The sequence below is a fragment of the Nocardia carnea genome (genome assembly GCF_029868325.1).
GTDB lineage: Bacteria > Actinomycetota > Actinomycetes > Mycobacteriales > Mycobacteriaceae > Nocardia > Nocardia carnea_C.
In genome coordinates, this window is sequence record NZ_JARWNW010000192.1 from 1 (window position 1) to 18,294 (window position 18,294).

Consider the following 18,294-nt stretch of genomic DNA (forward strand, 5'->3'; position numbering starts at 1 on the left):
CGGTGCGCCTCCAGCCGATGGGGTGAGCGCGGGTGTGGCCGGCCGCGGTGACCGGCCCGCGGACAGTCCGGAAAGCGAGTCCGCCGGTACCTCCAGCACTACCACCCCCAGAACCAGACGAAGAACCACCCCCAGAACCACCCGAATACCCACACGCAGAACCACCCGCAGAACCACCACCAGGACGCGAACCATCAGGGTCAAGTCGTGAACCATCAGTATCAATGCGCGCACCATCACGAGGATCACGCTGCCCCGGTGTGACCGGCTCCAGCCGGCCGGCAACGGGATCGACACTGCGCGGCCCACCGACCGGACCCTCGCCACGACCACCCACCGGCGCCGAACTCGGCCGCGGCCCCGGCGTCACCGGAGGCAACTGAGCAGCGACCGGATCAACACTGCGCGGCCCACCGACCGGACCCTCGCCACGACCACCGGTCCCCGCACCGTCACCACGACCACCCACCGGCCCCGAACTCGGCCGCGGCCCCCGCGTCACCGGAGCCAACCGGGCGGCATCGGCGTCGACACGGAGGCCCGTTTGCCCCACACTCGTTGCGGCACCGGCGCTGGCCTCGCTTTGACGCCGGGCTGCCTCGCCGATACTTTTGACGATTCCTCGGAAAGGAGTCAGAATGGCCGTTCCGACCCTCTGTGCGAACCCCGCCACTACATCCTCCAGCCCCGGATTAGGTTTCCGCTGATATCCGTTTGCCACTCCGTGAGGCGTGAGCATGTCGATCGATGAGCGGGCATCCAAACGTCGTATCCGGACGAGCGGACACCCGCGTCACAGTTGTCACCGAGCCGTTGAGAACATCCGTGCTCGTCGTCGTTGTGTCGACTCGCACGGCCTCGGGGGCACCCGTGCGAATCATCATTCCAGCCCCGATCGACGGCTGCCGGTACGGATGGGATCGACAGACGCGGGTGCAGGTTCGGCCGGTACGTCCCGTTCCGCGGTGGCGCCGGTTGCGGCGTCTTCGGGGAGTGCGGCGGGGGGCGTCGAGGTATCCGGCGCGAATACGTGCGCTGCACCGCCTGATTCCGGCTTCTGAACCGTTTCGCCACGGTCGCCGGTTTCGGCCGGCGGGCCGGCTGTTACCGGAACGTCGGGGCGTTCGGTAGCGGGCGCGACACGTGCCGGCTTCTTTCCGCCGCGTGACCAGGGCGTCGCCCTGGCCGGGGCGCCGCCGGACGACTGCTGACTGCCCGGCCCCGAGCCGCCCGGTCCGCGCCCCGCGCCTCCCTGAGGCTTGTTCGCTGTGCTGTCGGCGGGTCTCTGATTGTTGCTCTGCGCCGAGGCCGGCTGCGACTGCCCCGCGGCCGCTTGCGCGGCCCCTGCTGGTACTACACCGTCGGCTGCGCCGCTGTCGTTCTGCGCCGCCGATCCGGTGCCGGTTCGATCCGATCCCTGCCCGGCAACATGGCTGTCACCGGGCGATTCGCTGATAGACGAGATCCGTGCTTGTTCGGAGGAGTCGGTTCCCATCGGCGTGGGGGTGCCCACCGATGTGGGAGTACCCACCGGGTTCGAGGGAGCGCCCGGCGTGGAGGCATCGGAGGGAGCGGTCGCCGATTGCTGCGGCTCGCCGGTGGGCTGGGCCGGGTCGGTTGGGTCGGCGCCGTTACCCGCGTCCTGATGTCCCGGAGTGGAGGAGTCGATGTCCGAAGACTTCCCGGCGGGCGTATCCACGCCCGGGTATTGCATATCCGGTAGCCAGCTGGGCAGCGTGCGCATCATGTCCGGAACCCAGCTGGGCAGCGTGCCCGGCAGGGTTCCGGGTTGTGAGGGGACGACCAGCGGTTCGTCGGTGGCGGGGTAGGGCCAGTCGGCGGCGGGTACCTCTAGTCCGGGAGTCGAGAAATCGAGGCGGTCGAGCTTCTCACCGAGTTTTTCGCCGTGGGAGGCTATTTCATCGGCATGTTTTTCCAGATCCTGGGCGTAGCCCGTCACCGCGTCGGGATCGAGATGGAATTTCGAGTCGCTGCCCGGCGACGACGGCAGGGGGATATCGGGCGGGAGTAGAGAATCGCGCAGCAGCTGATCGAACTTCTCCAGCATCGGCTCGAGGGCCTTCGCGGTCACCTCGGCCAAGACGTACCACATTATTGTCTCGGCCACTTTCTTGAGTAGCCAGCGCGCGGCAGCGGCGACCATGGGCCCGGTCACCGCGCCCGCGGGTGTGAACATGCTTGCCACGAAACTGGCGGCGAGCGCGGCGAGTTCGATGAGTACGGCGATCTGTATCGCTTCGATGACGTCGGCTGCAATATCGAGGGCGCTCACAGCTACGTCGAATGCCGAATCCAGATCCGCCATCTTGTCCTGGCGGTAAGACCACATCACCAGGATCATCTGGTAGGAGTTACCGGACATGGCGGTTCCCATGTCGTTGAGGGTGTTCGTCGCCGCGTCGAAGGATTCGCGGACATCGGCGGCGAATTCACGGACGTCCTGGCTCAGCTCCCGGACCTGGTCCACATCTATATCCGGGTACGGAATGCCGCATACGTTGAGAAAGAGGACGATCTCGCTGGGTATGTGGATACTCAAATCGCGGACCTTCTCACGGTGCAGATCGACGCGAAGAATCCAAATGTCCGGGCCATGACGTGTATCGAGTCGACACGGACCGGCTCCCTCTGTTGTGCAGCGTCTTACCTGTCCCCGACATCAGGACTGCCGGAAACGGGCATCTCAAGTGTCGACACATCGCGAGATGTGGCTGGAGCTGCAGCAACATTCGGACTTCCCGCACCTCGTTCCGTTCGCGATTCGACCTCGGCCGATGCGCCGACACTGGAAGCCGCGGCGCCCGAACAGACTACCCAATGCCGATTCGCCACCGGCTTGTTCGACCGTCCTGCGCCGGGGGCCGGCCGGCTCGGCAACGGGCGGGCGACCGGATTCGCGGCGGTCGCGCCTCCTCGATACCGATCCGGCAGTAACGCACTCGACCTTCGTGAACCGATGCGGCCGTATCCGGTGGAGGCATCCACGATGCGGTGATTGCGCAGGTCGACCGGCTTCCCACCGCCACTGTGCCGGCGCTCGGCCAGAGGTTCTCGGGACGGGCAACGATCCGGCCGGGAGTGACCGGCTGGCCGGTACAGCGCATATCTGTATTCGAGTTTGCTGGGGGAGGTCCAGTTCGGCCCGACGATGCCAACTATCCCCACTACGGAGAACAACAGTCCTGTTCGGCGATATCGAGGGAACGCGTAGCGCCCGGCGATACAGCTGGCCGGTCCAGGGAACCGCACGCGGTGCACGGCGCCACCGGGCGAACTCGTCGTTGCGCTTTCGCCTCCGGCCGGGTCGGCACCGATACCGCCCGGCGGCCGGTGTGATCGTTCAGATCACCGTCTGCCCACCGTCAATGGTCAATACCGCGCCTGTCGTATTGCGCGCTGTATCCGCGGACAGGAATGCGACGGCCGACGCGATCTCCTCTGGGCCGGACCCCTTACCCGTGAGTGGTGTGAGGCGGCCGAGCAGTTCGGTATCGGCATCGGGTCCGAACCCGCCCCCGCCGGCTGTCATCGGGGTCAGCACATGTCCGGGGCATACCGCGTTAACGCGGACACCGCGGCGCGCGTACTCCGCCGCGAGGGCCCTGGTCAACCCGATGACACCTGCTTTGGAGGCGCTGTAGGCAGCTCCGTAAGGAACCCCGACCAGACCTGCCGTGGAGGCGACATTCACGATGCTGCCCCGAGTCTCCAATAGGTGGGGGATCACGTGTTTACTGATGTAGAACGGGCCGTTGAGGTTGACTCCCAGCACTTTCTGCCACGTCTGGTCGGGAAGGTCCTCGGTCGGCCCGTTGCCGAGGATGCCCGCGATATTGCAGACGATATCGAGCTTGCCGAGATGGTCCACCGCACGTTCGACCAGCTGCGCACAGGAATCCGGATCCGCGGTATCACATGGCACGCCGAAAACTCTGCCTTGCCCTTCGGCCGCCAATGTGCGCGTAGCGGTCTGCAGTGCGTCTTCGTTGATATCGGCGGCGACGATATCGGCGCCTTCCCGGGCGAAAAGTTCCGCCGTGGCGTATCCGATTCCGGAGGCGGCACCGGTGATGAGGACTGATTTACCTGCATAGGTCATGGGTTCATCCTTGCGGTCGGGTACGGGAACTCACTGTTACCGGAGTTCGGTGCGGTGATTCGTGCTCGGGTCATTCCGCGAATACACGTTTGATGGAGAGCATTCCGCCGGCGATGAACTGGCCGTCACCGATAGGGACGATCATGCCGCCGAAGAGGTTCCATCTGCGGCTCTCGTCCGGGAAGGTCCATCGGGCTACGGTTTCTCCGGTTTCCCAGTCGATGCCGACGTAGCTGTATCGGCCCTCGTGCTTATCGGCGGCGTAGAGCAGCCCGGTCCGGGACGAGACCGAAGCGACGGTGATATCACTGTTGTCGACCTCGGTGTTGGTCCACATCCGGTCGAATTTTCGTTCCGTGCTGTTCCAATGGTACTTCTGCATACCGTGCGGGGCAGCGCGTGTGGCGCCGGGCGCGAAGGTGTTCGCCCAGACATTCGGCGCGGGCTCCGGGTAGGCGGTGGTGGTGGCCAGGACGTCTTCGCCGAGGACAGTGGGGGACAGCTCCAGGGTGACGTTCGAGACATCCACCTGGGCCGTGCCCGCGATACGGTCGTCGCCGGCGGGGATCTCGTTTCGCCAGAATGCGACGAGGCTGGGGCCGGTCGCGGCGGCGTCGGAGATGATGACGAGTTCGTCGTCGCCGGGGCCGAAGCCCATGAGGGTGGGCGTGGTCCCCGATCCGCCGGAGCGGGTCAGTGATCCGGCAGCTGTGGCGATGGCAGGATCGGAGGTCTCGTATTCCGCCGACCAGCCGCCGTCCTTCTCGTCGATCGAGAGAGCGGACCCGGTCCAGACCACCTTCAGCATCCGGCGCGAGGTCACGGCATAGATGCCTGTCTTGTCGATGGCGAAGTTGTTCTCGAGTTTCTCCCCGGAGAACGGGAGCACCGACAACACTTCGAGGTCCCGGTTCAACAGGAAGAGGGCGGCGTGCGAGCCGGCGACGATATGCCCGTCGTAGGTCATTCCCAGCGCCACGATGCTCGTCGTCGGTCCGTGCACGGCCGCCTCGGCTTCGGGTGAGGTTCCCGCGGGCAGCGGAGCTTTCTGCAGTTCCACTACTTTTTCGAACCGCATCGGTCCGTGGGGGTCGCCGTCGTCGGTTGTTTTCAGGATCCGCATCCCCTCGATGACCGAGTAGTGGAACCCGTCCTTGTCGATCATGTTGTAGGCGCCGTTCGAGATCTTCCCGTACGTGATCCCTGCTTCCTCGGCGTCCTTCCCGAGAGCGACGAGCGCGGCGTCGTCATCTGCCGCCACCGCCGCGTCCGTCTTTTCGAGCAGGGCATCGAGCTTCTCGGTCGAAGGAGCCTCGGCACCCGGGTAAGGCAGGAAATCGACGGGCTCGAACTTGTCGCCGGTGGCGAGGATTTTCTGAATGCCGTACATGGTCGGCGCGAAAACGATCCGGTCGTCTCCGCTGTATTTGATCGTCGGATTGGACGAATACGTGGTCGGGACGAATCGGACATCCGATTCGGACAGCTGCTTCGCCACGGTCGGCCCTGCCGCCGAGGTGGAATCCGAAGCGGCCGAATCGAAGTGCGTGATCGGGTACTCGGAGTCCGTCAACCACGGGTTTTTCGGCGGTATCGCAGTCGCGATTGTGTGTTCCTGCGGCGCGGGGTCTCCGGTTTCGGCGGTACACCCGGTGACGGCTGCCAGCCCGATCGCGACCCCCATGGCCGCGACCGATATCAACTTCCTGCCCGTCGCGCGGCCCATGGAGGTCTCGCGTTGTGGCCGGCTTCTCCCCCGCGAACCTTCGGGATTCATGCGCATTTCGTTGGTCTCCGAGTGATGGCTGGATGAGCGTGGACGGCGCCGCGGGGGGTACCCGAAGTGCCGCTGTGGTGTTACAAAATATGAATACGGGATTACAATTGTTCGATGGATCCTAGGCACGCCGTCGGCACCGGAACAACGCGCACTCCCATTGAGCGGAAATCCCCGCCGACCGAGCGGGTTGTCCAGATCCTCGAACTACTCGCCGACACCCCCGATGACCGCCTCACGCTGACGCAGGTCGCGGAGGCCCTCGGGCTGAACAAGCCCACCTGTCTCGGCATCCTGACAACACTGGCGGATGCGAATTTCGTAATCCGAGACGGAGCCAAGACCTACGGACTCGGACCGGCCCTGCTCCGGCTGGGCGCGGCGGCCGAATCCGGGCTCGCCAAACTCGAGCTGATCCGGCCCGCCCTGGCCGAACTCCACGACCGAACCGGCATGAGTTGTGTCCTCAGTACCGTTCACCGTGGGCAGATCATCGTCCTCGACCATCTCGGCATCGGCCTCGCCGGCGACCGCCAGGACCTCGCGATGGAGAGATGTCCACTGGCGCCGCCACTCGGCCTGGTGAACATAGCCTGGGAACGCGACGATGTGGTCGACGCCTGGTTCGACCGCACCCCGCTGGTACCGCTGGCCGCGAGCAGGGACCACGTTCGGTCGATCATCGACAACGGCCGTGAGCGGGGGTACCTCATCCAGCAACTCACGACGAACACCTCGTCGAATATCGCCCTGGCCGCGCTGCTTTCGTCGGGGATGCCCACCAGGATCATCGATGTCCTCCGGCAGCATCTCCCGCCGGCGGATTGGTCCGAGTTCCTCACCGCACTACCCGGCGACGACAGCGCGACGGTGCCGATCGCCGCGATCAACACCCCGATCTTCGATCGGCGCGGTGTTCAGCAGTACACCTTGAGCCTCGTCCCCAATTGCCCAGACGCCACGGTCGCGCAGTGCAGGGAGTGGGCCGAGGCGGCGATGAGTGCCGCGCGCACCGCTACCGGCGCCCTCGGCGGTCACTGACGACTTCGTCGCCCCCACCTGCACTACGACGCGCGTGGAGTCAGCTCGTCCCGCGCACCACCAGTTCCACCGATAACCGCACCGACTCGACTTCCTGCCCGCCGACGAGGTCGAGTAGTTTGCCCACCGCCGTGGCACCGATCTGCTGGGCGGGTGAGCGCACCGTTGTCAGCGGGACGGGCAGCTGGGCGGCGACCGGGATGTCGTTGTAGCCGACGAGGGCGAGGTCGTCCGGAACCGTCAGTCCGAGGTCTCGGGCCACCCCGAGCACCCCGATGGCGATGGTGTCGGTGACGGCGAAAACAGCACGTGGGCGGTCGGGGCGGTCGAGGAGTTCCCGGCCCGCAGCGACGCCGCCGGCGACTTCGAAGCTCGATTCGGCGATCCGGTGTGGTGGCAGGGTGATCCCGGCTTCGGTCAGGGCGGCGGAGAATCCGAGCATCCGGTCGCGTGCCGTGGTCGCGTGTTCGGGGCCGTTGATTACGGCGAGGTCGGAGTAGCCGCGGTCGAGGAGGTGGCGTGCGGCGAGGTAACCACCGTGGCGGTCGTCGCCGACGACGAAAGGGAGTCCGGCGTCGGCGTGCCGGGTGAGCGTGAGGATCGGCAGCGGGCCGATCGGCAGCGATTCCAGGAAGGGGCCGCCGGGGATGTGGAGGCTGCTGAGCAGCAGTCCGTCGACCTGCCGTCCGAGCAGTAGTTCCACCGCACGCCGTTGCGCGTCGAGATCGTCGGGCGGGCTCGACAGCAGTACCGAGTAGCCGGCTCGGGTGGCGGCTTCCTCGATGCCCTGGTAGGTCGTGGCGACGACCCCGTCGGTCAAGCGCGGCATCACCACGCCGAGGGTGGTGGTCTTGCGGGTCCGCAGGCTGGCCGCCCACAGGTTCGGTTGATAGCCGATTTCGGCGGCCACTTCGCGGACGCGGCGGGCCGACGGCGTCCAGCCGTCCACGGGTTCGTCCTGCCGCAGCACCCGGGAGACCGTGGAGATATGCACCCCGGCACGCTCGGCGATCTCCTTGAGGGTCGGAGCGCGGGTGGGTCGGTGCATCGCGGCGTGGGGTCCTTCCAGGTTTGACTGTCTTGCGAGGCAAGTCTAGCGTAGGCATGCAAACGTTCTCGCAATCGTTCCTGCAAACGTTTTTCTGCCGTTTGCCCGGAGCGCACACCCCGCCGGAGGCCGCATGTCCCAGTCGCTGACCCAGCTGTTCGATCTCGACTCACTCCTCACGCCGGAGGAGATCGAAATCCGGTCCACCGTGCGGACATTCGCCGCCGAGCGGATCCGTCCGCATATCGCCGAATGGTTCGAGGAGGGCCGTATACCGGCGCGTGAACTGGCCGTCGAACTCGGCTCGCTGGGCGTGCTCGGTATGCATCTGGACGGATACGACTGCGCCGGGACGAGCGCCACCGCCTACGGCCTGGCCTGCCTCGAACTCGAGGCCGTCGACTCCGGTATCCGCAGCCTGGTATCGGTGCAGGGTTCGCTGGCGATGTTCTCGATCCACCACTGGGGCAGCGAGGAACAGAAACAGCAGTGGCTGCCCTCCATGGCCGCCGGCCGGGCGATCGGCTGCTTCGGCCTCACCGAACCCGATCACGGCTCCGACCCGGCCGGGATGCGCACCCGCGCGGTCCGCGACGGCGACGACTGGGTGCTCAACGGCACGAAGATGTGGATCACCAACGGCTCGGTCGCCGATGTCGCGGTGGTCTGGGCCCAGACCGAAGACGGTATCCGCGGTTTCGTCGTTCCCACCGACACCCCGGGCTTCTCCGCCCCCGAGATCCGGGCGAAGATGTCGCTGCGCGCCTCGGTGACCTCCGAACTCGTCCTGGAAGATGTCCGACTGCCCGCCTCGGCGATACTGCCCCTCGCGCAAGGTCTGCGCGGGCCGCTCACCAGTCTCGGCGAAGCCCGGTTCGGCATCGTCTTCGGCGCGATCGGCGCCGCCCGCGACTGCCTGGAAACCGCGATCGACTACGCGCAGACCCGCGAGGTCTTCGGCAAACCGCTGGCCGGCTATCAGCTCACCCAGGCCAAGCTCGCCGATATGGCGCTGGAAGTGGGTAAGGGACATCTGCTCGCCTACCATCTGGGCCGGATCAAGGACCGCGGCGACATCACCCCCGAACAGATCAGCACCGGCAAACTCAACAATGTGCGCGAGGCCTTCGCCATCGCCCGCGAATGCCGGACCATCCTGGCCGCCAACGGAATCACGCTCGAATACCCGGTGATCCGGCACGCCAACAACCTCGAATCCGTACTCACCTACGAGGGCACCTCCGAGGTCCACCAGCTGACCATCGGCAAGGCGCTCACCGGTTCGGCAGCCTTCCGGTGACCGGCGCACTCGACGGCCTGGTCATCGCCGATTTCGGCCGCGTCCTGGCCGGCCCGTACGCGACGATGCTGCTCGCGGATTTCGGTGCGGAAGTGATCAAGGTCGAACGGCCGGAAACCGGCGACGATACGCGCCGCTGGGGTCCGCCCTGGTCGGGTACGGAATCCACCTACTTCCTGAGCGTCAACCGCAACAAGAAATCGGTCGCACTCGATCTATCGGACCCCGAAGGTCTCGCCGCGGCACGGCAACTGGTGGCTCGCGCCGATGTCGTCGTCGAGAACTTCCTGCCCGGCACGATGGAGCGGCTCGGGCTCGGATACGAGCAGGTCGCCGAGATCAATCCGGATATCGTCTACTGCTCGGTGACCGGTTTCGGCCGCGACAACACGATGCCGGGTTACGACCTGCTCATCCAGGCGGTCGGCGGCTTGATGAGCATCACCGGCCCCGACTCCGCCACACCTACCAAAGTCGGTGTCGCCGTGGTCGATGTCATCACCGGCTTGCACGCAGCCCTGGGCATCCTGACCGCGCTCCGGCACCGGGACCGGACAGGCGAGGGGCAGCGGGTGGAGGTGAACCTGTTGTCGTCGCTGCTCTCCGCGTTGACCAACCAGACCTCCGGTTACCTCGGAGCAGGAGTGGTCCCGCAGGCGATGGGCAACCGGCACCCCAGCATCGCCCCCTACGAGGTGTTCGCGACGGCCGACCGGCCACTGGTGCTGGCCGTCGGCAACGACCGCCAGTTCGCCGCGCTGGTCAAGGTTCTGGGGGTCGCCGAAATGGCCGCCGACGAACGTTTCGCCACCAACACCGCCCGGGTCGCCCATCGCGACGAACTCCGCGCCACGCTGGAGGATCTGCTGGCGGCCGACGGGGCCGACGCCTGGTACACGGCACTGTCCGCGGCGCGGGTGCCGTGCGGACCACTCAACGATATCGCCGGCGCGATCGGCTACGCACAGAATCTCGGGCTGTACCCGGTGATCGGTATCGACGACGAGAATTCCGGCACGGTTGCGCAGGTCGCGAACCCGATCGGGCTCAGCGCCACACCGGCGACCTACCGCACGGCACCACCCCGGCTCGGAGCGGATTCGGTCGACTGAGCGAAGGATACGGCGATATCGGCCGGGTGTTCGCACCGCCGCGAACCTCCGAGTCGCCGGGCTGCGTTGCGCAGCAACGTCCGTGAGCACCAGAGACCTGCGTAAACGGCTCCCTTCGGCAGTCGCACGGTCGTCCTGCGCGCGACGATTGTGCGAAGGTTGACCTCATGAGTGACGAACGGTTCGAGGTCCGACGCGAAATCGCGGCGCGACCGGCCGAGATTTTCGCCCTGTTGTGCTCGCCCGCCGGGCATGTGGCGATCGACAGCTCCGGCATGCTGCAGTCCGCGGAAGGCAAATCCGTCACCGCGGTGGGTGACGAGTTCCTGGTGCATATGGACCGTGAATCGCTCAACGATTTCCCGATGGGCAAATACGACGTCACGGTGATCATCACGGCGTTCGAGCAGGACGCGCACATCGAATGGACGATCTCCGGCCAGATCCAGCCGCCGATCGAACACCTCTACGGCTACCGCCTCGAGCCCAGCGAGACCGGCACGCTGGTGACGTCCTACTACGACTGGAGCCGGATCGCCGCCCCCTACCGGGAGGCGGGGATCTTCCCGATCATTCCCGAATCGGGGCTCCGAGCCACTCTCGGCATCCTCGCCCGGACGGTCGAGAACCGGTAGCCCACCGTTCATCCGGCGACCTCGTCCCGACAGGATCGGCCGGCGCGCCGGGTCTTCGTGGCGCCCGCGATCACCGAATCGATCCGCTTCCGGCGCCTGCCAGGTCGTCGGCCTGGCACTGTGCGAAACGAAGCAAGAGGACACCGAACCCCATGACAAGCTCGAACTCCGGTATCCCCGGCCCTGCCGCCACCCCGGTCGTCTCGGTGAAACCGATCGTGCTGCCCGCACCGGATCGCGGCGAGGACCTACACGTCCGCGTCTCCGCGCCGGTGACCGGGCACAACCTGCCGATCATCCTGCTCTCCCATGGATACAGCTCATCGCTGGACGGCTACGGCCCGCTCGCCGACCATTGGGCCGCCCACGGTTTCGTGGTGCTGCAACCCACTCATCTCGACTCGAAAACACTCCCCTTCGTCGCCGATGATCCCCGCCGGCCCCACCACTGGCGGTTCCGCGTCGACGATATGGTGCGGATCCTCGACCGCCTGGACGTACTGGAAGCCGCTGTCCCCGGTCTCCCCGGACGCTCCGACCGGACCCGGATCGCAGCAGCCGGCCACTCCTTCGGCGGCCAGACGGCAGGCATCCTGCTGGGCCTGCGCGTACGTGACCCGAGCACCGGGCACGTCGAAGACCGCGCCGATTCTCGAATCACCGCCGGCATACTGCTGGCCACGGCAGGCGAAGGCGGCGAAAGCCTGACGCCGTTCGCTCGCGAGCACGCGGCGTGGTTGTCGGATCAGGACTTCTCGCAGATGGCCACGCCCACCCTCGTGGTCGCCGGCGACGCGGACGACTACCCGCTGACCGTGCGCGGACCGGACTGGACAACCGACCCCTACACTCTGAGCCCTGGCGACAAAAGCCTGCTCACACTCTTCGGCGCGGAACACTTTCTCGGTGGTGTCTCCGGCTACCGGGTCGCGGAAACCACCGACGAGAACCCGGAACGCGTCGCCCTGATCCAGGCGGTCACCACGGCCTATCTGCGGCACATATTCGGCATCGACAGCACCGGCTGGAAAATGGCCCACGAATCCCTCGCCGCGAACCACCCGCTGGGCCGGCTCGAATCCGCCCGGACGGCCGACAGACTCTGAACGTCGCCGGGTTGTCGAGATTCAGACCTACCGGCTGGTAACAAACACTCTTACACTCGGATGTGACCGCCATCACCTCCGAGGAGGGCAGCATGAGCACTGCCGCGAAAGTCGACGCCACCGAAGAACAGGCCCGGCAGCTGGTCGAGGAATCCCGCGAGGCCACCTGGTCCAAACCCTCCTTTGCCAAGGAGCTGTTCCTCGGCCGCTACCGGGTGGACCTGATCCACCCGTTCCCGCGCCCCAGCGCCGAGGACACCGCCGAGACAGACACGTATCTGGCTCGGCTTCGCTCCTACTGCGAGACCCTCGACGGCAGCGTGATCGAGGAGCAGGGCCGTATTCCGGAGCAGTACGTGCAGGGCCTCGCGGAGCTCGGTTGCTTCGGCCTGAAGATCCCGCGCGAATACGGTGGGCAGGGCCTTTCCCAGTTCGGCTACAACAAGGCGCTGATGCTCGCCGGCTCGGTGCACCCCAGCCTGGGCGCGCTACTGTCCGCACACCAGTCGATCGGCGTCCCCGAACCGCTGAAGCTGGCGGGCACGCCGGAGCAGAAACAACGCTTCCTACCGAGGTGCGCGAAGGGCGCGATCAGCGCTTTCCTGCTCACCGAACCCGATGTGGGCTCCGACCCGGCCCGGATGGCCAGCACCGCGACCCCCACGGCCGACGGCTCCTACGAATTGAACGGGGTCAAGCTGTGGACCACCAACGGTGTGGTCGCGGAACTGCTGGTGGTGATGGCCCGGGTGCCGAAGAGCGACGGGCACCGGGGCGGTATCTCCGCCTTCGTCGTCGAAGCCGACAGCGCGGGCATCACCGTGGAACGGCGCAATTCGTTCATGGGGCTGCGCGGTCTCGAGAACGGCGTCACCCGCATGTACAACGTCCGGGTCCCCCGCGAGAATTTGATCGGCCGTGAAGGCGACGGGCTGAAAATCGCCCTGACCACGCTCAATGCCGGCCGGCTCGCCATTCCGGCATTGTGTACCGCGGCAGCCAAATGGTCACTGAAAATAGCCCGCGAATGGAGTACTGCCCGGGTGCAGTGGGGGCGCCCGGTCGGCGAGCACGCCGCGGTATCGGCCAAGGTGTCCTATATCGCCGCCACCACCTACGCCCTGGAGGCCGTACTCGACCTCTCGGCGACCATGTGCGACGAGAACCGCAACGATATCCGCATCGAGGCAGCGCTCGCCAAACTCTGGTCCTCGGAGATGAGCTGCCGGATCGCCGACGAACTCCTGCAGATCCGCGGCGGCCGCGGATACGAGACAGCGGCATCGCTACGAGCGCGGGGCGAACGCGCGGTCGGCGCCGAGCAGCTCGTGCGCGATCTGCGCATCAACCGGATCTTCGAGGGCTCCAGCGAGATCATGCGGTTGCTCATCGCCCGCGAAATGGCCGACGCGCACATGTCCGCCGCCGGAGCGCTCGTCGATCGGCACGCGGAGTTCACGGCGAAAGCCAAATCCGCGGTGGGCGCCGGCGGTTTCTACGCCAAATGGTTCCCGCAGCTGGCCGTGGGCCCCGGCACGACACCGGCCGCCTTCACCGAGTTCGGACCGCTTGCGCCGCATATGCGTTTCGTCGAACGCATGGCCCGCAAACAAGCCCGCGCACTGGTGTACGGCATGGCACGCTGGCAGGCGAAACTCGAATACCGGCAGGTGTTCCTGGGTCGACTCGTCGATATCGGCGCCGAACTGTTCGCCATGTCGGCGGTCTGCGTCCGAGCGCAGGCCGACCGCGGCACACCGGAAGGGGAAACCGCCCGGGAACTGGCCGATCTCTTCTGCCGCCAGGCGCGAATCCGGGTGCGGGAGCTGTTCGATGCGCTCTGGAACAACACCGACGACGAGGATGTCCGCGCGGCCCGCAAGGTGTTCGACGGACGCTACCGGTGGCTGGAGGAGGGAGTGCTCGATCAGAGCGAAGGCACCGGCCCGTGGATCGCCGACTGGCAACCTGGCCCGTCCACCGAGGAGAACCTGCTCCGGCCGTGGTTGCGGGTGGGCTCATTTCAGTGATCGTGGAGACGTGAGCTCGCGATGAAGCACGCTCAGCACGGAAATGTGCGAGTATTTCAGATCACCCGGGAATACGTCAGTAGTCGTCCGGCCCGAATGTTCCCTTGGCAGGCCCATGGGTTTCAGCGTAAGTATCGTTCCAAATATCTTTCAAAGGGGCCACATAGGATGAGTAATCAGACTGACTCAGGTGGTATTTGACAAGATCATGGCGCATTTCGTCCCGCGTCTTCTCGCCGTCTACCAGGTGCTCATAGGCAGCTATTACCGGTTTACTTATATTGCCGATATCGGGGCCGCCGTTGTCCAATATTTCCTTTCGCGCCTGAGCGCTGACCAATCCGGCTTCCGCCTCGCCCGAGAGGGGGCCGTACATGTTACGTGCCAGCCAGCTGGCGTATTTCTCCCCGGGCTTTGGTGCGTCGACCTCGGAGTCGAACTCGTCAGGGGCGTAGGCATGCCCGACCTCGTGTGCGAGGACGGCGGTGGCCCACTTTGGGTCCTTCTGTATGTTCTTGTCGATGACCACCGTTTTGGTGCCGTACTCAGTCAAGCCCCCCGCTCCGGTGCCCGTCAGATCCCGGTAACCGATGCGCCAGCCGTCCTCACGGAGGCGTGCGAGCTCTTGCCTCATGAAGGGGGACATCGCGGCGAGGTCCGCCACCTCCGGGTCGAGCGGCTCGATAGTGGAATCCCCGTTCTCGGCCGCACAAGTTGCCAGCGCGACCCCGGCCAGCACAGGAGCGGCAACCTTGGCTACCGTGCGGCCTCCGCGACGATCTTCAGCGCTCAGTGCCCGCGATCGACTCGTAGTCCGAGCGAACCCCCGGTAGGTACTGGAGGTTTTCGACCCAACAGTGCTGAACGCTGCCCCCAGCCGTGCCTTCGCCATATCTATGGCGGCGCCGGCGGAGTTTCGTGGTTTCATCCGACGTCCTCAATCGGCTGCTACGGGTGTTGAACCCACGCCCGACGGTGGTCGAACAGACACCTGTCTACACATACTGTCCGGCAATTGTAACCATGGGTGCTGCGGGCAGGCTCGGGTAGCGCGGGTTATTGTCAATTCGTTTGGATCTCCGTGTTTCTCAGGTTTCTCGCAGCCAGTGATCGAGCGCTGCGAAGTCCTCGCCGCTGAGACCTCGAACGACTCGATGTGGCGCAGGAGTGGAGGGCCGCGATTGCACGGACGTACACTTCCCGACCGGCATTGGCTGTCGCCGGGAGATACCAGGGAAGAACGGGGCACCGAGGTCGCCGGCTATGCCGCGGCACGGGTTCCGTATCTGTGGGTGGTCGAGATGCCGGTGGGCAAGCCGATCACTTTCCCGGGTTACACGTTGGGAGAACGCAGCTACCGCCAGGAAGTTCGCGCCGCCGCCCGTAGCCATGCGAGTGCCACGGCGGAAAAGAAATACGGGGGTCCTGCTGACTTCTGATGCCAGAATGGCTGCATGTCGAAGCTCGGAGTTATGGGACGTGTTGCCGGATGGTCGTGTGTCGCGATCGGGGCGGTTCAGCTGGTGGCCGGGACGCGTGCGGAACCCGGGATGAACACCGACGCGACGGTCGATTCCCACGTACGTTTCATGGGTTCCACCTTCGTTGCCTACGGTCTGGGCTGGGTCGAGGCCGCAGCCGCCCCTACCCCGAACCTGCCGCGACTCAGGGTGCTTTCCGGCCTGATGGCCCTGGGCGGAGCAAGCCGGCTCGTCACCCGAGTCACCGTGGGCCGGCCACACCGCTTCCACGATCTGCTCCTCGGCGTGGAGCTCGCGGCACCGGTCGTGGTGGAGGTGCTCGGCAGGCTGGACCGCCCGGCCCGCTGAATCGGGGCGCGGTAACCGACCTCGCGGCTACTACTCAGCGTGGTCGAGTATTACTACCGATCCGGCCCGGCGGCCCGCCCGCCAGCCTGGATACATGCCCGAATTCTCCACGCCCCGCCCCCACAGCCGTACCGGCCTCGGCGCCGCCCTCGCGTTCGTTCTGGTCTGGCTCATGGCGATGCTCGCCTTTTTCCTTTCGATGCTCTTTCCACTGGGTGTACCCGGTTGCAGCCCGGAATGGCCGTCCTGCGATATGCCACCCGTGTGGTTCGCCTATTCGGCGACCTGGGGTGCCATCGCGATCGGCATCGTGTTGAGCTTCGTCGATATCGTGCGTCACACCCGGATACGCATTGCGGTCCAGCTCGGCTGCTCCGGACTCATCGCCCTCGGCGGACTGCTCGGCCTTCTGCTCATGAACTCGTGAGCGGGGCGTCTCCACGTATTCGGGCAGGTCAGCTCCGCGGCAGCGCCTGCACGATTCTGGTGATCCGTGCCCCGGCAGCACAAACCCGCTCGATCTTTTCGGCGAGAACATCTCCCTCGAACTCTTCGGCCCGGCCGCCCACACTGATCGACGCCACCACCGACCCGTCCCGTCCCAGGATCGGCGCCGCCACCGCGGCGACCCCGGACAGATAATCCGAGTTGCTCAGCGAGTAGCCGGCCTTCTCGATCTCGTCGAGGTGTTCAGCGAGACGGTCGGCATCGGTGATGGTCCGATCGGTGATCGCGGCCAGGTCGGTCGTCAACCACTTGTCCCGCAGAGCTTTCGAATGCGCGAGCATGACCGTCGGCCCCGCCGCGGCATGGTAGGGCATCACGGATCCGATATTGATCCCGGCGACGACCAGCGAGTTACGACCTTCCAGCAGATCGATGCAGACCGCTCCCTGTTCCGCGGGCACCATCAGGTAGGCCGTATTACCGAACGCGGCCGCCAGTTCGGACATGAACGGCTTTGCCGCCGAGCGGATATCGAGCTTCGACAACGCCGCGGACCCGATCTCGAACACCGGCATCGCCACCCGGTAGGCGCCTTCTTCGGTGCGATCCACCCATCCGGCCTGGGTCAGCGTGGCCATCAGCCGGAACACCGTGGTCTTGTTCATACCGCTGGCCGCGGTGAGGTCGTTCAGGGTCCAGACGGGCCGGTCGGCGCTGAAGTGCCCAAGCAGTGTGCAGGCCTTGAGAACAGCGCCCACGACATCACGACTGCCGGACGCTTCCGGTTCCGTACGCATGCTCGCTTTGGGCGAGGTGGGCACAGCCACTGCTATTCACTCACTTCCACGGTTCGCGCGATCGATGCCGCCACCTTACGAACTCATCGGCCGATCGGGGTTGACTTTGTGACCCCTGCCACCTTACCGTCCCCATATCAAAAAACGAAACGCATTCCGCATAGCGAAACGGAGGGTGGACTGGTGCGCAGCCCGACCTTGAAAGACCTCACGTCGAACGGACTCGTCTACGCCCCCGGCGTATGGGACGGGCTCACCGCGCGCCTCGCCGAACAGGCCGGGTTCAGCGCCCTGTGCGCCTCGGGTTTCGCCGTCTCCGCGGCCCTCGGCCTCCCCGACGCCGAGCTCTACACCCAGACCGAGAACCTCCAGGCCGTCCGCACCATTCGCGAATCCTCGAAACTGCCCTTGGTCGCCGATATAGACACCGGCTATGGCAACGCGGTCAACGCCGCCCGCGCCGCCACCAAATTCGTGGACGCGGGCGTCGGCGGCATGTTCATGGAAGACCAGGTCTCCCCCAAGTCCTGCCCCATCTGCGTGGGCGACCCAGTCGACCTGATCACCGTCCCCGAGGCCACCGGCAAGATCCGCGCGGTCCGCGATTCCATTCCCGACGATGTCCTGCTCATCGCCCGCACCGACGCCCGCGGCGACGACGCGATCCGCCGCGCCCAGGCCTACGTCGAGGCCGGCGCCGACATGATCATGCCGGTCACCAAGACCTTCGAAACCGTCGAACAGTGGCAGCGCTGCCACGAAGAGGTCGGCGTACCGTTGATGGCCACCCTCACCGCCTCCACCTGGACGGAACGAGATTTCACCCCCGAAATCCTCGACCAGATCGGCGTCCGGCTGGCCCTGCTGCCCACCCAGGTCCTGATGGCAGTGGCCGGGGCAGCCCAGGCCACCTTGAAACGGCTGGCTGCGGGCGAAGCGCCGGCCCAGGTGAGCGCCGATGCGCTCCAGCACCACGAATTCGTGGAGCTGATCGGCTTCCCCGAGGTCGAGGCCATGCAGAACAAGTACCTACCCGCGAAGGAGCAGTAACG

17 protein-coding genes are annotated in these 18,294 nt (G+C 65.9%); 10 read left to right on the forward strand and 7 right to left on the reverse strand.

The features are described 5' to 3' along the window. The 4 genes from QH196_RS15320 to QH196_RS15335 all read right to left on the reverse strand — a co-directional run. Window positions 1–216 (reverse strand): hypothetical protein (locus QH196_RS15320; RefSeq protein ID WP_280416458.1); only part of this gene is annotated, 216 nt, incomplete at its 3' end. A 664-nt stretch (window positions 217–880) separates the two neighbouring features. After that, entirely contained in the window at window positions 881–2,560 is a 1,680-nt protein-coding gene (locus QH196_RS15325; RefSeq protein WP_280416459.1) for a hypothetical protein, read from the reverse strand. Window positions 2,561–3,361: 801 nt separating this feature from the next. Next, window positions 3,362–4,120: an SDR family NAD(P)-dependent oxidoreductase gene (locus QH196_RS15330; protein ID WP_280416460.1), complete on the reverse strand. Its 759-nt coding sequence runs from the start codon at window positions 4,118–4,120 to the stop codon at window positions 3,362–3,364. 70 nt (window positions 4,121–4,190) lie between these two features. After that, window positions 4,191–5,693 carry a hypothetical protein gene (locus QH196_RS15335; RefSeq protein WP_280416461.1) on the reverse strand — a complete coding sequence of 501 codons (1,503 nt, stop codon included), beginning with the start codon at window positions 5,691–5,693 and terminating at the stop codon, window positions 4,191–4,193. Between the two features lie 318 nt (window positions 5,694–6,011). On the opposite strand from QH196_RS15335, the gene QH196_RS15340 reads away from it, so the two are divergent. Beyond that, window positions 6,012–6,938, forward strand: coding sequence for an IclR family transcriptional regulator (locus QH196_RS15340; RefSeq protein ID WP_280416462.1), 927 nt, complete (start codon window positions 6,012–6,014; stop codon window positions 6,936–6,938). A gap of 40 nt (window positions 6,939–6,978) precedes the next feature. On the opposite strand, the gene QH196_RS15345 is transcribed toward QH196_RS15340, so the two are convergent. Further along, window positions 6,979–7,986 (reverse strand): LacI family DNA-binding transcriptional regulator, encoded by a 1,008-nt coding sequence (locus QH196_RS15345; RefSeq protein ID WP_280416463.1) that lies wholly within the window; start codon window positions 7,984–7,986, stop codon window positions 6,979–6,981. A gap of 133 nt (window positions 7,987–8,119) precedes the next feature. Here QH196_RS15345 and QH196_RS15350 point away from each other — a divergent pair, with 133 nt between their 5' ends. The 5 genes from QH196_RS15350 (at window position 8,120) to QH196_RS15370 (ending at window position 14,169) form a co-directional block, all read left to right on the forward strand. Then, window positions 8,120–9,286 (forward strand): acyl-CoA dehydrogenase family protein, encoded by a 1,167-nt coding sequence (locus QH196_RS15350; RefSeq protein WP_280416464.1) that lies wholly within the window; start codon window positions 8,120–8,122, stop codon window positions 9,284–9,286. Further along, a complete protein-coding gene (locus QH196_RS15355; RefSeq protein ID WP_280416465.1) occupies window positions 9,283–10,398 on the forward strand; it encodes a CaiB/BaiF CoA transferase family protein in 1,116 nt (371 codons plus the stop codon). Before QH196_RS15350 ends, QH196_RS15355 begins: the two co-directional genes overlap by 4 nt. Window positions 10,399–10,565: 167 nt before the next feature. After that, window positions 10,566–11,033, forward strand: coding sequence for a polyketide cyclase (locus tag QH196_RS15360; RefSeq protein WP_280416466.1), 468 nt, complete (start codon window positions 10,566–10,568; stop codon window positions 11,031–11,033). 152 nt (window positions 11,034–11,185) lie between these two features. Then, window positions 11,186–12,139 (forward strand): alpha/beta hydrolase family protein, encoded by a 954-nt coding sequence (locus tag QH196_RS15365; protein WP_280416467.1) that lies wholly within the window; start codon window positions 11,186–11,188, stop codon window positions 12,137–12,139. Window positions 12,140–12,231: 92 nt separating this feature from the next. Further along, the gene (locus QH196_RS15370; protein WP_280416564.1) at window positions 12,232–14,169 is read left to right on the forward strand and encodes an acyl-CoA dehydrogenase family protein; all 1,938 of its coding nucleotides are present in this window, start codon (window positions 12,232–12,234) and stop codon (window positions 14,167–14,169) included. Between the two features lie 76 nt (window positions 14,170–14,245). Here QH196_RS15370 and QH196_RS15375 read toward each other — a convergent pair whose 3' ends face one another. Beyond that, complete coding sequence (locus QH196_RS15375) at window positions 14,246–14,908, reverse strand: hypothetical protein (RefSeq protein WP_280416468.1); 663 nt, start codon at window positions 14,906–14,908, stop codon at window positions 14,246–14,248. A gap of 442 nt (window positions 14,909–15,350) precedes the next feature. Between QH196_RS15375 and QH196_RS15380 the strand changes: the two genes are divergently transcribed. The 3 genes from QH196_RS15380 to QH196_RS15390 all read left to right on the forward strand — a co-directional run bounded on the left by QH196_RS15380 (window position 15,351) and on the right by QH196_RS15390 (window position 16,425). Beyond that, window positions 15,351–15,608: a hypothetical protein gene (locus QH196_RS15380; protein ID WP_280416469.1), complete on the forward strand. Its 258-nt coding sequence runs from the start codon at window positions 15,351–15,353 to the stop codon at window positions 15,606–15,608. Window positions 15,609–15,623: 15 nt separating this feature from the next. Beyond that, on the forward strand, window positions 15,624–15,998 hold the full coding sequence (locus QH196_RS15385; protein ID WP_280416470.1) for a DUF4345 domain-containing protein: 375 nt from the start codon (window positions 15,624–15,626) through the stop codon (window positions 15,996–15,998). A gap of 94 nt (window positions 15,999–16,092) precedes the next feature. Continuing rightward, the gene (locus tag QH196_RS15390; protein WP_280416471.1) at window positions 16,093–16,425 is read left to right on the forward strand and encodes a hypothetical protein; all 333 of its coding nucleotides are present in this window, start codon (window positions 16,093–16,095) and stop codon (window positions 16,423–16,425) included. Window positions 16,426–16,453: 28 nt separating this feature from the next. Here QH196_RS15390 and QH196_RS15395 read toward each other — a convergent pair whose 3' ends face one another. Further along, window positions 16,454–17,242 carry an IclR family transcriptional regulator gene (locus tag QH196_RS15395; RefSeq protein WP_280416472.1) on the reverse strand — a complete coding sequence of 263 codons (789 nt, stop codon included), beginning with the start codon at window positions 17,240–17,242 and terminating at the stop codon, window positions 16,454–16,456. A 183-nt stretch (window positions 17,243–17,425) separates the two neighbouring features. On the opposite strand from QH196_RS15395, the gene QH196_RS15400 reads away from it, so the two are divergent. Continuing rightward, window positions 17,426–18,292 (forward strand): isocitrate lyase/PEP mutase family protein, encoded by an 867-nt coding sequence (locus QH196_RS15400; protein WP_280416473.1) that lies wholly within the window; start codon window positions 17,426–17,428, stop codon window positions 18,290–18,292. Window positions 18,293–18,294 lie beyond the last annotated feature (2 nt).